This is a genomic window from Providencia sp. PROV236 (assembly GCF_033676985.1).
GTDB classification, from domain to species: domain Bacteria; phylum Pseudomonadota; class Gammaproteobacteria; order Enterobacterales; family Enterobacteriaceae; genus Providencia; species Providencia manganoxydans.
The window spans coordinates 3,590,718-3,605,044 of sequence record NZ_CP096297.1; the positions used below are offsets into that span (position 1 = coordinate 3,590,718).

Annotated in this window: 13 protein-coding genes and 1 riboswitch; of the genes, 7 read left to right on the forward strand and 6 right to left on the reverse strand. The window is 43.1% G+C overall.

All coding sequences use genetic code 11. The features are described from left to right. Nucleotides 1-404 precede the first annotated feature (404 nt). The 3 genes from M1E96_RS16505 (at nucleotide 405) to M1E96_RS16515 (ending at nucleotide 2,968) form a co-directional block, all read left to right on the forward strand. On the forward strand, nucleotides 405-614 hold the full coding sequence (locus M1E96_RS16505) for a hypothetical protein (protein ID WP_070928858.1): 210 nt from the start codon (nucleotides 405-407) through the stop codon (nucleotides 612-614). A gap of 488 nt (nucleotides 615-1,102) precedes the next feature. Then, nucleotides 1,103-1,801 (forward strand): DUF1190 family protein, encoded by a 699-nt coding sequence (locus M1E96_RS16510; protein ID WP_070928859.1) that lies wholly within the window; start codon nucleotides 1,103-1,105, stop codon nucleotides 1,799-1,801. A 6-nt stretch (nucleotides 1,802-1,807) separates the two neighbouring features. Then, nucleotides 1,808-2,968, forward strand: coding sequence for a glutathionylspermidine synthase family protein (locus M1E96_RS16515; RefSeq protein ID WP_070928860.1), 1,161 nt, complete (start codon nucleotides 1,808-1,810; stop codon nucleotides 2,966-2,968). A 43-nt stretch (nucleotides 2,969-3,011) separates the two neighbouring features. On the opposite strand, the gene ygiD is transcribed toward M1E96_RS16515, so the two are convergent. Then, complete coding sequence (gene ygiD, locus M1E96_RS16520) at nucleotides 3,012-3,800, reverse strand: 4,5-DOPA dioxygenase extradiol (protein WP_272580680.1); 789 nt, start codon at nucleotides 3,798-3,800, stop codon at nucleotides 3,012-3,014. Between the two features lie 163 nt (nucleotides 3,801-3,963). Next, a complete protein-coding gene (ribB, locus tag M1E96_RS16525) occupies nucleotides 3,964-4,617 on the reverse strand; it encodes a 3,4-dihydroxy-2-butanone-4-phosphate synthase (RefSeq protein WP_140180399.1) in 654 nt (217 codons plus the stop codon). Nucleotides 4,618-4,770: 153 nt separating this feature from the next. After that, nucleotides 4,771-4,918, reverse strand: a riboswitch (FMN riboswitch). A gap of 234 nt (nucleotides 4,919-5,152) precedes the next feature. On the opposite strand from ribB, the gene M1E96_RS16530 reads away from it, so the two are divergent. Further along, a complete protein-coding gene (locus M1E96_RS16530) occupies nucleotides 5,153-5,434 on the forward strand; it encodes an accessory factor UbiK family protein (protein ID WP_272580681.1) in 282 nt (93 codons plus the stop codon). A gap of 64 nt (nucleotides 5,435-5,498) precedes the next feature. On the opposite strand, the gene hldE is transcribed toward M1E96_RS16530, so the two are convergent. From hldE to M1E96_RS16545, 3 genes are all read right to left on the reverse strand, one after another. Next, a complete protein-coding gene (gene hldE / locus M1E96_RS16535; protein WP_369427210.1) occupies nucleotides 5,499-6,929 on the reverse strand; it encodes a bifunctional D-glycero-beta-D-manno-heptose-7-phosphate kinase/D-glycero-beta-D-manno-heptose 1-phosphate adenylyltransferase HldE in 1,431 nt (476 codons plus the stop codon). A gap of 83 nt (nucleotides 6,930-7,012) precedes the next feature. Further along, nucleotides 7,013-9,862 (reverse strand): bifunctional [glutamate--ammonia ligase]-adenylyl-L-tyrosine phosphorylase/[glutamate--ammonia-ligase] adenylyltransferase, encoded by a 2,850-nt coding sequence (glnE, locus tag M1E96_RS16540; protein ID WP_369427211.1) that lies wholly within the window; start codon nucleotides 9,860-9,862, stop codon nucleotides 7,013-7,015. Nucleotides 9,863-9,871: 9 nt separating this feature from the next. Then, nucleotides 9,872-10,834, reverse strand: a complete 963-nt coding sequence (locus M1E96_RS16545; RefSeq protein ID WP_272580684.1) for an inorganic triphosphatase — start codon at nucleotides 10,832-10,834, stop codon at nucleotides 9,872-9,874. 353 nt (nucleotides 10,835-11,187) lie between these two features. Between M1E96_RS16545 and M1E96_RS16550 the strand changes: the two genes are divergently transcribed. Together M1E96_RS16550 and M1E96_RS16555 are read left to right on the forward strand one after the other, a co-directional pair. Beyond that, the gene (locus M1E96_RS16550) at nucleotides 11,188-11,805 is read left to right on the forward strand and encodes a TIGR04211 family SH3 domain-containing protein (protein WP_070928864.1); all 618 of its coding nucleotides are present in this window, start codon (nucleotides 11,188-11,190) and stop codon (nucleotides 11,803-11,805) included. 9 nt (nucleotides 11,806-11,814) lie between these two features. Further along, complete coding sequence (locus M1E96_RS16555) at nucleotides 11,815-13,056, forward strand: multifunctional CCA addition/repair protein (protein ID WP_070929014.1); 1,242 nt, start codon at nucleotides 11,815-11,817, stop codon at nucleotides 13,054-13,056. 142 nt (nucleotides 13,057-13,198) lie between these two features. Here M1E96_RS16555 and folB read toward each other — a convergent pair whose 3' ends face one another. Continuing rightward, nucleotides 13,199-13,558, reverse strand: coding sequence for a bifunctional dihydroneopterin aldolase/7,8-dihydroneopterin epimerase (gene folB, locus M1E96_RS16560; RefSeq protein ID WP_070928865.1), 360 nt, complete (start codon nucleotides 13,556-13,558; stop codon nucleotides 13,199-13,201). 103 nt (nucleotides 13,559-13,661) lie between these two features. Between folB and plsY the strand changes: the two genes are divergently transcribed. After that, nucleotides 13,662-14,318 (forward strand): glycerol-3-phosphate 1-O-acyltransferase PlsY, encoded by a 657-nt coding sequence (gene plsY / locus M1E96_RS16565; protein WP_070928866.1) that lies wholly within the window; start codon nucleotides 13,662-13,664, stop codon nucleotides 14,316-14,318. Nucleotides 14,319-14,327 lie beyond the last annotated feature (9 nt).

Below are 14,327 nucleotides of genomic sequence, written 5' to 3' on the forward strand. Positions count from 1 at the left end.
GTCAACTTTATTTAGGACCGGTCAGGGCTTATAAATAAGCCCCCCTTTCTTTTATTTAAAACCCTTTCCTCAGTAAAATCATCTTAAACCAATAATATCATTATTATCTACATTCAAATTAATAAACAAAATATATTAATCACTTTAATATTAAATAGTTATGCAAAGATTAAGAATAAATTATGAGGTTTGCGTCAGTGAATGCAAAGTCATTTTTCTTTACTCATTTACCGGTGATATAAAGCTAGCGCCTGTAATTGATCTATATTCGTTATACTTCAAATTGCAGCGCTGTTGACGTCGCTCACTTGCGCCAGTCATCTAGTTTTCTATGCTCTTAGCGACTCATTCACTTGTCGCCTAGCTGCACCTCAAATTATTTAGAGTATAAAAATGGAACTCTCATGAAAAAAATGATCCTGCTGGCATTATGTACTGCTCTTGTTTTACCTGCTTTAACTGCAACTGCGCAAGCTGCGCCACCAGCACATCATCAAGCGGTAAAACCATCGGCTCACGCCGCTAAAGTACATAAAAATAAAAAACCGACTCCACCACCAAAAAAGAAGAAAGCGCCAAAAAAACATAAAGTAAAAACACCACCAAGACCATAATACATAATTGCTACGCAATAGATGTTTATTGCTCTCTTGCGTAGCAAACTTACTCTCTTTGCCAATCATCTTATTTATATCTAAATATCTAGGTCAGTTTATCTAAATAAACCGCTGTTTTTGATATCATTAAATCCCTTTAAACTGATAACTAAATAGAAAAGACGCCTATAAATAACTATTTTATTCTATAAATTTAATTAGCTTTGTCTTAGTGATGTTTATCTTAGCAAAATCAGCTAATTCCGATTATAGATATCGGGTTGATGCATAAAAAACAACCAACCAACAACCATTTGAAATAAAAAAGAAATTATCATTTATTATCAAATAAATAAGTTACTCATCATCACTTTTAGTAGAAAATTCACAAAATTTATTATTTATTCGTTTTTCACTGGTGTTTTTGCTTTAATTTTCATCGTAATTGCCCTATCCTAGGGTCAACAACTAACATCTTATCTCACTCTTAATTCAGGGTAATTACCATGACCATGAAGCGCACCAAAGATATCAATCAAGACGCATTTCGTAAGTCTTGGCGTTCATACCGCTTAGCACCTGTAGCTATCGCTGTTAGTGCCGTATTTATGCTTTCTGCTTGCGAAGAAAGTGATGAAACCGTTTCTCTTTACACCAATGCTCAAGACTGTAGCCAAGCGAATCCATCGCAAGCTGAACAATGTACTTTGGCTTACAATAACGCATTACAAGAAGCTGCAAAAACTGCGCCTAAGTATGCCACTCAAGCAGACTGTATTGCTGAGTTCGGTGAGTCAATGTGTACTCAGGCTCCTGCACAAGCAAGCTTTGCGGGTACAAATACAGGCAATGGCGAACAAACAGCACAAGCACAAAGCAGCTCAGGCAGCATGTGGATGCCTCTGATGATGGGTTATATGATGGGTCGTATGATGGGCGGTGGCGCACCATCACAGCCATTATTTAGCTCTAAAAACCCAGCCAGTCCTGCAAATGGCAAATTTGTGGATGCCGCAGGTAAAAGTTATGGCCCAGCTGTTGCTGGTGGTCGTTCAATCAGCGTACCTAAAACAGCAATGGCGCCTAAGCCAGCAACGACCTCAACAGTAACGCGTGGTGGTTTTGGTGACACAGTGAATAAACAAGCAATGGCACAGAAATCGTCTTCTTCATCTAAATCTTCTTCCCGTTCAATGGGTGGTTGATAAGTAATGAAACGAGTTCCTATTATTGAGCGCCCTGATTGGCGCGAAAAAGCAGCAGAGTTTGGCTTCGGTTTTCACACTATGTACGGCGAGCCGTACTGGTCTGAAGATGCTTATTATCAGTTCTCAATGGCACAAATAGAAGAAATTGAAGATGCAACTGCCCAGTTGCATCAAATGTGTCTAAAAGTTGTAGAACGCGTTATTGAAAGTGATGAGCTACTGACACGTTTTCAGATCCCTAAACATTGTTGGGGCTTTGTACGCCACTCATGGAAAACCAGCCAACCTTCACTCTATTCACGCCTTGATCTCGCTTATGATGGCGTTAACCCTCCTAAGCTACTGGAAAATAATGCGGATACACCAACGTCTCTTTATGAGTCTGCTTTTTTCCAATGGATTTGGCTAGAAGATCAAGTAGAAGCAGGTAAGTTACCTGAAAATGCCGATCAATTTAACAGTATCCAAGAACAGTTAATTGAACGCTTTACGCAGCTTAAAGATCAACACGGTTTCCGTTTACTGCATATGGCATGCTGTCGTGATACCGATGAAGATCGCGGCACCGTTCAGTATCTGCAAGACTGCGCGAATGAAGCGGGTGTTGCGACTGAATTTCTGTTTATGGACGAAATCGGCTTAGGTGAAAGAGGTGAATTCACCGATACCCAAGATCAGGTTATTAGCAACCTGTTTAAGTTGTATCCATGGGAATTCATGCTCAGAGAGATTTTCTCTACCAAATTAGAAGATGCAGGTGTGCGTTGGTTAGAACCAGCGTGGAAAAGCATTATTTCCAATAAAGCATTGCTACCTATGCTATGGGAAATGTTTCCTGATCACCCTAATTTATTGCCAGCTTACTTTGCTGATGGCTCAAAACCAGAGCTAGATAGCTATGTGATCAAGCCACTGTTCTCTCGTGAAGGGGCTAACATTCGCGTGATTGAAAATGGTCAAGAGATTGCATCTGCTGATGGGCCGTACGGCGAAGAAGGAATGATCATTCAGCAATTCCATCCACTACCTCAATTCGAAGGTAATTATACCTTGGTTGGAAGCTGGTTAGTGAATGATCAACCTGCTGGGATCTGTATTCGTGAAGATAAAGAGTTAATCACTCAAGATCTCTCACGTTTCTATCCACACGTCATTATTGACTAAATTAATATCACGGCATGTTTTCACATGCCGTTTTTCTTATAATCTATTCACCTACTTGTACTGATAACATACTCAGTGAACCTGATACAATCCCTTCTGTTGGCGTAGATATGACTTCACTGCCATCCCAACTTCCCAGCACATACAATAAAGGTAAAAAATGTTCAGGCGATGGATTTGAACGTTGTCCATCTTCTCTTTCAAGGGCTTGTGTCAACGGGTGCGGCTGTTCACCACTCCGTAAATGCTCTATCACAAACTGTTCAAATGAACGAGCCCATGGGTAAGCTGCTGCTTCCGCATTTTGCCAGTTCATTTCTCGTAGGTTATGAACAACATTACCACTGCCCATAATCATCACGCCCTGCTGCCGTAAGATAGCTAATCTACGCCCCATTTCTAGGTGCCAAGCCGCAGGTTTTGTGCCATCAATACTTAACTGAACTACTGGGATATCTGCTTGAGGATACATACGAACCAGTATTTCCCATGTACCATGATCAAGCCCCCACTCACGGTTATCTAAATAAATATCTAATGGCGCTAATAACTCAGCCACTTGTTGAGCTAACTCAGGTGAGCCTGGTGCAGGGTATTGCACTTGATATAATGCATCGGGAAAACCACCAAAGTCATGGATAGTTTTAGGTTGGGACATTGCGGTAACAGCAGTTCCTCGTGTATACCAATGTGCTGATACCATTAAGATTGCTTGCGGCTTTGGTAGTTTTTGTCCGAGAGCTTCCCATGCCTTGGTATAGCGATTGTCAGACAGCGCATTCATTGGGCTACCATGGCCAATGAACAGAGCGGGCATTTTGTCGGTTAACATGATGTTTCATGCTCCATCTTACGAATTCTACCTTCAGCATACGCAATTTTGTGTTAGATCACAGTAGAGTAACTCTGAGCATGTCTATCAAATAAATTGAAAAAGCCACAAAGTGTGCAAATTTGTGGCTTCTTAAATACAGTGCTAAACGTTTAAGTTCAACTTAGCTGGCTTTTTTTTCGGTTTGTAGACGGTAGGCAACCAGATCTTCAATGGTTAACACTGTCATGCCATGCTGCCTTGCGAATTCAACCACTTCAGGCGTACGCGCCATGGTGCCGTCATCGTTCGTCAGTTCACACAATACACCTGCGGGTTTAAAACCTGCAAGGGTAGCTAAATCAATACTTGCTTCTGTGTGACCACGACGTACTAATACTCCGCCTTCACGACCACGCAAAGGGAACACGTGTCCAGGGTGATGGATATCAGCGGGTACTGCGTTATCCGCGATCGCTGCACGGATAGTGGTAATACGATCTGCCGCAGATACCCCTGTAGTGACACCTTTAGCCGCTTCAATCGTCACCGTAAAAGCAGTTTGGTTTTGGCTAGTATTTTTTTCAACCATCATAGGTAATTCGAGTTGCTTACGACGTTCTTCAGTGATGCATAAGCAAACAATGCCGCTGCTATAGCGGATTGTCATTGCCATTTGCTCTGGCGTCATTGTCTCTGCTGCAAAAATAAGGTCGCCTTCGTTTTCGCGGTCTTCATCATCGAGTACGAGTACACCTTTACCTTGACGTAATGCTTCAAGGGCGCGTTCAACACGTTCGATTGGATTACCGAATTCGGAAAGTAGCGTCTGATTCATGGTAAAAACCTCTTAAGTAATAATTTATTAGTTACCAGAATCAGGGCAGTCTTAGGAGTACGAGAACTGAATAAACAAAAAACACGAATGCGCCTTTTGCAGACTCAGATATGCAACGCAGTACTGTGCTATAAAGCACAAAATGCTGATACAGTTAATTCTCTCCCATCCGGACTATAACCGTCGGCTCCAGAGTCACACTGGATCTGCTGACCTTTACTCATGACAAGTAAAGCGCTCGCGGGCTTCATGCATAGCATGTTACCGCCGGTGGGGACTTTCACCCCGCCCTGAGATAAACGTATTCAATATAGCGCTAATAATTTTAACGTGCAATCAGCAAAGCCAAAATTGATGCTCAACTCACACTTATAGTCAAAAAAGTTAATAAAAAACGCATAGTTAGATTTAAATTGGCAAATATCTATCAATCTTCTTAGTCAATTAAGCGATCCAGCGCGAGTCTTGTTGAGTTAGCCCCCTTCAAGTATTACACTAGCCCTCAATATCTCTTTAAAATCTTAAGGACCCGCGAATGCTCGATCCGAAAAAAATTGAACAAGTCGCTCGCCAAATTCAAGGCGCTTTACCAAAAGGCGTTCGTGATTTAGGTGAGGACTTCGATAAAAAATTACGCTCATTACTGCAATCACAACTTGGCAAACTGGATCTAGTCAGCCGAGAAGAGTTTGATATCCAAACTCAAGTGTTGCTACGCACTCGCGAAAAATTAGTACAGATGGAACAGCGTGTGAAGGCATTAGAAGAACGTTTTAATGATGACAATCGTGTCGAAGAGCAACAACAAAACCAGTGATATTTGTTTCATTACGGCCTGCAATTGCATCATTACAGGCCGTAAATAAAAATTTTAAAATTATTTATTCTTTGGTTTTGATAATATTTTTGATGATATTGGTCGTTGAGATGCCATCTTCAAAATTAAGCACTTTGACCTCACCGCCCGCAGCCCAAACTTCCTCACTGCCCGCGATCTCTTCTGGTCGGTAGTCGCCACCTTTCACTAAAACATCAGGGAGTACTTCGCTGATCAAGCGTTGAGGAGTATCTTCTTCAAAGGGGACCACCCAATCAACCGATTCTAATGCACCGAGTACGATCATGCGTTGCTCTAGCGGGTTAACTGGACGTGTTTCCCCCTTCAATCGACGAGTTGATGCGTCACTATTAACAGCAACAATTAATCTATCACCAAGCTTACGTGCATTGGCAAGGTAAGAAACATGGCCTGCATGCAGAATATCAAAGCAGCCATTAGTCATTACGACTCGCTCACCACGCAGCCTTGCATTCGCTACAGCTTCTTTGAGCTGCTGTTCATCCATCACGCCAAAGCCGTTATCAGCACGCCCACGGATCGCATTTTCTAATTCGATTGGCGAAACGGTAGAGGTACCCAATTTACCAACAACTACACCTGCCGCAGCGTTAGCAAGTGCGCATGCTTCATGTAGTGGGCGACCTGATGCAATCGATGCGGCTAAAACACCGATCACGGTATCCCCCGCCCCTGTTACATCATAAACCTCTTGGGCTTCTGTTGGTAAATGCAGTGTCGGTGCATTACGGCGGATCAGGCTCATACCTTGTTCTGAACGAGTGATCAGTAACGCGGTTAAATCAAGAGATTCTAATAATTTTATCCCTTTTTCTTCAACATCTTGGTTATTATGGCAACGACCAACAATCGCCTCAAACTCAGACATATTTGGCGTTAACAACGTCGCACCACGGTAACGCTCGAAATCGTTCCCTTTTGGATCGATCAGCACAGGCACGCCTGCTTTATTTGCCAATTCAATCATTTTTTGTACTTGCGAGAGTGCCCCTTTGGCGTAGTCAGAAAGCACTAATGCGCCAATATGTGGCAATGCTTGCTCAATGCGCTCTAACATCGGTTGCACATCAACGTTTTCGAAGCCTTCTTCAAAATCGAGGCGGATCAGTTGTTGGTTACGCGATAGGACTCGCAATTTAGTGATCGTGGGATGTGTTGGGATAGCCACAAAATCACACCGAACCTTAACCGCATTTAAGCTTTCTGTGAGCGCTTTAGCAGCATCATCAATCCCTGTTAAACCAACAAGACGTGAATTCGCGCCTAACGAAGCAATATTCATAGCAACGTTTGCTGCGCCACCTGGCCGCTCCTCAACCATGCTGACTTTGACCACCGGAACAGGGGCTTCAGGTGAAATACGACTTGCAGGACCATGCCAATAACGATCGAGCATGACATCGCCCACAACCAGTACGCCTGCTTGCTTATAATCAGGGAGTGTTACTTTCATCCCAAAACTCCAATTTTCCAAAAGAAACTGTCAATAATTAACGCGATACTATCATAAAGAAATAACACACGTTAATGATCCTCTTAGGCTACACCTAACCATTTTGTCCAACTTGTTAGCACTTGTTCGCGTTCAGCCGTGAACTGGCTGATATCAACGCGACTAGGCAATGACTGTAAGGCAAGGTGATGTAGCTCATCGCGCATAGAAACATAAGCCTGAGTTAACGCATTCGCTTCCTCTTCAGACATCAAATCATGTTGAGCCATTAACTCAAAAATACGGACATTATCTGACCAACGGGTTAATGAGGGATTATCAGGTGCATAGCGTAGCACGAGGTATTGAGCGATAAACTCAATATCGGTAATGCCACCGGGGTCAGCTTTTAAGTCGAACTGCGTTGCTTGATGACTGCCTAAGTGCTGATGCATTTTGAGACGCATATCGCGAACTTGCTGACGAAGCGTTTCTGCATCTTGTGGTGTACATAAGGTTTCATGACGTATACGTTTAAATTCGTGTTGTAATTTTGCATCGCCAAACACCATACGTGCGCGGATCAGAGCCTGATGTTCCCATGTCCAAGCGTCGTTTTTTTGATAATCATCGAACGCTTCAATGGTGCTGACTAGCATCCCTGACTCACCGGATGGCCTTAAGCGTGCATCCACTTCATACAGAACCCCAGAAGCCGTACGGGTGCTAAACAGGTGAATAATGCGCTGAGCAACGCGTAAATAAAATTGCCTTGCATCGATCGAACGTTCACCATTGGTCACCACACCAATCGGACAATCAAACAGAAATACTAAATCTAAATCGGAGCTGTAACCAAGTTCCCAACCGCCGAGTTTGCCATAACCCAATACCGCAAATCCGTATTGCTTTTCACCTGATTGAGCCAGATGTGCGGGCTCTCCATAACGCTTAACCATTTTTTGCCATGCTTGATGAACAACCGCATCAATAATGGCTTCAGCAAGGTAAGTTAGGTGATCGCTGACTTTCATAACAGGCAACACACCTGTGATATCTTCTGCCGCAATACGTAGCAACTGAGCTTGCTTAAACTGTCTTAATGCTTCGAGTTGTTGTTCTTCATCATCATCTGGCACACGCATTAAATATTGACGTAATTCATCTCGATAAGCGGTTAAAGGTAAAGGTTGATACAGCGATTTGGGATCTAATAACTCATCCAGCAACAGTGGATGGCGAGCCAGCTGCTCTGCAATCATTGGTGATGCCGCACACAAACGAATGACGTGAGTTAATACTTCATCAAATTCAAGCATCAATTCTAAATAAGTGGTGCGGCTGACAATACTTAATAATAGTGGCGTTAAGCGTTCAATCACTTGCCCTGCATCGGCTCGTTCGCCGACTTTTGCCAACAATTTTGGCATTAAGTCATCAAGAACATCACGCCCACGCGGCCCAATCGTACGCTTATTCAGATCATGGCGGAACATTAACACGCCATGGATCATTTTCTGAGCGATCTCTTCATCCTGAGAGGGAAGATAGGATGCGAGTTCTTCTTTTGCTAATTCACCTTGCCATAAGGTGATGTAGATTTCATCAAAGCTATCTTTCGTTTCTTCATCATCATCTTGACCGATTTGCTCGGTAAAAATTTGATGGACCTCAGACATGTTTTGTTTTAAAACTTGATAAAACGGCTGCCAATGTGTGAACCCCATGCCCCAAGCTAATCGGGCTTGGTCTAATGGCTCATCAGGAAGGGTCTGCGTTTGTTGATCATCAATACTTTGCAGTAGATTTTCAACACGACGTAAAAACAGGTAAGTGCTCTGTAGTTGTTCAACTTGCGATTCAGGTAATAACCCCAGCTCAATGATCCCTTGCATAGCCTGTAGTAAGGACTGTGATTGCAATGCAGGCTCTCTTCCCCCGCGGATCAACTGGAAAACTTGCGTAATAAATTCAATTTCACGAATACCACCAGCCCCAAGTTTAATGTTATTCACCAAACCACGGCGCCTAACTTCGCGTTCAATCATGTTTTTCATATTACGTAATGATTGAATTACGCTGAAGTCGATATAGCGACGATATACAAAAGGACGCAATAACTGCCGTAATGTTTCTGCATAGTGTAAGCTATCGGGTCCCATAATACGTGCTTTAACCATCGCATAACGTTCCCAATCTCTACCTTGCTCTTGGTAATAATCCTCTAACGCAGAAAAACTAAATACCAAAGGACCACTATCCCCAAAGGGACGCAACCGCATGTCAACACGGTAGACAAAACCATCGACGGTGAGTTGATCCAGTACTCGGATCAATTTTTGCCCCAAACGCGTAAAAAACTGTGCATTATCAAGCTCTTTTCGCCCACCCCGAGTCAACCCATTTTCTGGATAGGCAAAAATGAGGTCGATATCAGAAGAAAAATTCAGCTCTCTACCGCCAAGCTTACCCATACCGAGCACAAGCAGAGGTTGAGGACGACCTTCGTTATCGCATGGTGTTCCCCATGATTGACTATATTGGCGATATAACCAATCTCTTGCCGCAACAATGAGTGCCTCCGCAAGAGCACTTAATTGCAAAAGAGTCTCTTTTTCATTACTGATAGTTAAGGTTTGCATCCAAGCAATTCTGACTAACATCTGATGGCGAAAAATACGCAACACACGCATCAAATGGTCTTCATCCATAATCTGAGCCAGTTCTGTTACTAGCCATTGATTATAATGCTGATATTCAGTCGGTTGAGGCTGCTGTTCACGGATCCGCTGCAAAAAATGGGGGTAAGCTAAAACCTGTTTAAGCACAAAATCACTTGAGCTGAGCACAGCGAGTTCTGTATCAAACAAAGGTAGTAATTCACTTTGCTGATCAGAAAATCGCGCGATAACACGTTGTTTTTGGTTTTCAAGCAGTTCCGAGAAAGGATGCATATCGACACCTTAATGAATATCAGTATATTTCAAAGCAATTAGCCACTGTGTAAAAGCTAGCTTACATTTCAACCAACAACTGCTATAACAAAAAGTTTCCGCGGTGCGTGTTTCATCTGCGAGATCATGACGAAGCTGCTCTAATGGAATATCTTGAATAAATTGTGGTGCAGAGTTTTGATAATGCACTAAAAATGCCTGCACAAAACGCAAAAAGACATCAAACCCTTCGCGTGCACCTTCACCATCCGCTAACCAATACGCTTCATGCTGCTGGCTCAATTTCTGCATATGCACCAAGGCTTGATCGATAGGTTGTTGCTCATAATCAAAAATATCATCAGGCTGCTGTACTGACGTTTTATCCGACTGCATCAATGAATAACCACGGGCCGCCTTACTCAATGATGAAAGGCGTAATCCATCAATATCGGCAAGTTTTTTGGCTAAATTCAATACATCCGCCACAAAACCTTTTTTCAGCTCCAACTCAAATTCTTGAATCGGTAAATCACGCGATCCCGCGGAAATTTCGCCCTGATCGAAAACTATCTCGATTTCGCTGTCTTCAAAAGTGGCTAACCATGTTTCGCGCATAAAATTAGTGCTAAACAGAATTTGCAATTGCGACTGTAATTGCTGTACATCCGTACCTTCAGGCCAAATATCAACTGGAAATGCTGCCAAATCGAGCTCTGGCGTTGCAATTTCCACATTATATTCAGGGCGTTGATGCAACCCACCAATCACTTGCCCCGCTGTTTTTATCGTCATTTCATAATGGCCATCACAGCCACGAATACGTAACCCCATATCCCACTGACGTAATTGACGCTCTTCGGTATCAAAATAGATGTTAGTCAGTTTTTTAGCTTCGGTATGCTGATGGGAAAGAGTCGATAATGATTGGCGCACTGCCTCTATCGCAGTCGTTTGAGCAGATAATTTAAGCTCGACTTCAAGGTGGCTCATACATTTCCTTTATTTAATAATTTCTCTGCACTCATATTACCCCAATTTTCCCCTATCAGGGTAGACTGAGAAAACAAACTATACTGAAAGCAAAAATTCTATTCGCTCGATTAATTTCAGACGTTTATACTGTTAATAACGCGAAATGTGATAGCAGTGAGTGAAGCCGTTCAACTGTACTGCCACTTGAAATATAACGAGTACGAGTATATGTCAAGAAATGCAAGGAACAGCCCCTCTTAGGAGAGTTCCCATTTTCGTTTTACATTTGCACACGCACACTGAACTCTTTAGAGTAAGTCTACATATGTATGCTGCATTCATTCACCATATAAAGAATAGAAAATAATACCATGCGAAAAATACCATTATTCCTCATTTCCATCATAGGACTCAGCCTGTCAATTGGCACTGCTGCCGCCGAGAAACGTTATGTTTCTGATGAATTATCAACTTATGTGCATAGTGGTCCAGGAACAAAATATCGCATTGTTGGCACACTCAATGCAGGAGAAAGTGTAGAGCTACTCTCAACGGATGGTAATTTTGCTCAAGTAAAAGATGAGCGAGGTCGTACCGTTTGGCTACCTACCGAACAACTCAGCAACATCCCGAGTATGAAAACGCGGATCCCTCAACTAGAAGCCGAAAACCAAAAGCTGCGTCAGCAACTGGAAAATATCGATAATACGTGGAACACGCGTACAGCAGATATGCAGCAACGTGTCGCAGATAATGACAACGTAGTTAAACAGTTAAAAGCTGAAAATGAAAAGCTGAAAAACGAATTAATTAAATCAGGTAAAAAACTGGAAATCGCGGAAGTTAACTTAGACGATCGCCGTCGTGAGCTCATTCTACAATGGTTTATGTATGGTGGTGGAGTCGCTGGTGCAGGTTTGATCTTTGGTTTGATCCTGCCGCATATCATTCCTCGTCGCAAAAAACGTAATGACCGTTGGATGAGCTAAGTATTAATGATGAAAATATATCTGGTAGGTGGAGCGGTACGTGACGAACTGCTTGGCCTGCCTGTTTCTGATCGCGATTATGTCGTTGTCGGCTCTACGCCTGAAGCGATGCTGGCACAAGGCTACCAGCAAGTAGGGAAAGATTTCCCTGTATTTCTACACCCAAAAACCCATGAAGAATATGCATTAGCCAGAACCGAACGTAAAACTGGCTCGGGTTATACAGGGTTTAGCTGCTACGCTGCGCCTGACGTTACCATAGAAGATGATCTATTACGTCGTGATCTGACCATTAATGCGATTGCGAAAGATCAACAAGGGCAACTCACCGATCCCTATCATGGTGTGGATGATTTAAACGCACGCATTTTACGCCATGTTTCTGATGCATTTGCCGAAGATCCGTTGCGGATTTTACGAGTAGCTCGCTTTGCTGCGCGTTTTGCTGCACAAGGGTTCCAAATTGCGCCTGAGACGCTATCGCTGATGCAATCAATGACAGCATCAGGCGAGTTAAATCACCTTACCGCGGAGCGTGTGTGGGCCGAAACGGAAAAAGCCTTACAATCCACCAGCCCACACGTTTATTTCGAGGTTTTACGCCAATGTGGTGCACTTGCACTACTATTTCCTGAAATAAACAATTTATTTGGTGTACCCGCCCCAGAAAAATGGCACCCTGAAATAGATACAGGGGTTCATACAATGATGGCACTACAAATGGCGGCGCAATTATCAACAGATGTTGATATTCGTTTTGCCGTACTGTGCCATGATGTTGGTAAAGCACTAACACCCAAGGAAGTTTGGCCGAGTCATCCAAATCATGGTGAAATGGGCATCGGTTTAATTGAAAATCTGTGTGATCGATTCAGAATCCCCAATAGCACACGCGAACTGGCACGCCTAGCCGCACGTTTTCATGACCAGATCCATGTCATCAACCGCTTAAGTGCGACAGAAATCATTCAGCTATTTGATGGACTTGATAGTTGGCGTAAACCTGAGCGCATTGAACAACTTAGCGTCATCAGCGAGGCTGATGCACGTGGACGAACGGGACTTGAACAGCAACCGTATCCACAAGGTGAATTTTTACGTGAAGCATTCAAAGAGGCTCAAGCCGTTAGTGTCAAACCAATCATAGAGCAAGGTTTTCAAGGACCACAAATCCGTGAACAACTCACATACCAACGTATTGAAAAGATTGAACAGTGGCGTCAGCTGCAAACGCTATTATCGATACTTTAACTCATGCGAAGTACCGCTAACGAATGGTTAGAAGTATTAGCTCACCGCAAGACTAGCGACCATAGTTCAACGCAATACGCCACAACGTGGAACATAACGAGTGAATATAAATGGCGGTGTTATCGTGATACCGCCATTGTTCTTATTCTGTTTTACAACCTCTTTCGATAACCACTCCAACGCTTATCGCCTGTGCTACTGCCCCCGGCTTTGACAATTTGATCCGTACCCACGGGCAATTAAAATCATTTAATATAATTTGAGCCACTTCCTCAGCGACACGTTCTACTAAAGCAAACTTATTGTTGCTAACATGGCTAACGATGGCTTGGCTAATTTGCGCGTAATCGAGACAATCGATGACATTATCGCTCTTTGATGCTCGTTTGTTATCCCAACCCATTTCGATATCGAACACCAATTTCTGCTCAATTTGTTGTTCCCAGTCATATGCACCTATGGTGGTGATGACTGATAATTGTTCAATAAATACGATATCCATCACGTCATTTTCTCGTTTGTGTGCTGAATTGATACCACTTTTTGGAAAATATGCGTATTATCCAAGAAGTGAAATAAATACCCTAACTGTTTTGGAGTTAGCTATGAGTGCAACCGCGCTTGGCATGATAATCTTTGCCTACCTTTGTGGCTCAGTTTCAAGTGCCATACTGATCTGCCGGCTGGCAAGATTACCCGACCCCCGTCAACACGGCTCAGGCAACCCCGGAGCAACAAATGTATTGCGCGTTGGCGGTAAATTAGCCGCAGCCTCAGTACTGATTTGCGATGTCCTAAAAGGGATGATCCCTGTTTGGCTAGCCTATTACTTAAAAGTCCCGCCATTCTATCTTGGCTTTGTTGCGATTGCAGCCTGTCTTGGCCATATTTACCCAATTTTCTTTCGCTTTAAAGGCGGAAAAGGCGTTGCTACCGCATTCGGTTCAATTGCAGCCATTGGTTGGGATCTTTCGGGGCTAATTGCAGGAACATGGCTACTCACTGTCCTACTTAGTGGTTATTCATCGTTAGGCGCAATTGTGGGTGCTCTCTTAGCGCCGTTCTATGTTTGGTGGTTTAAGCCTGAATTCACCTTCCCTGTCGCGATGCTCTCCTGTCTGATACTGGTTCGCCACCATGGTAATATTCAACGTCTATGGCGCGGCCAAGAAAGCCGTATTTGGCAAAAACTGAAAAATAAGAAGAAGAAAACCGCGAAAGAAATTGCACAAGAAGCAAAAGATCAGGAACAAAACGATTAAAATTCACAG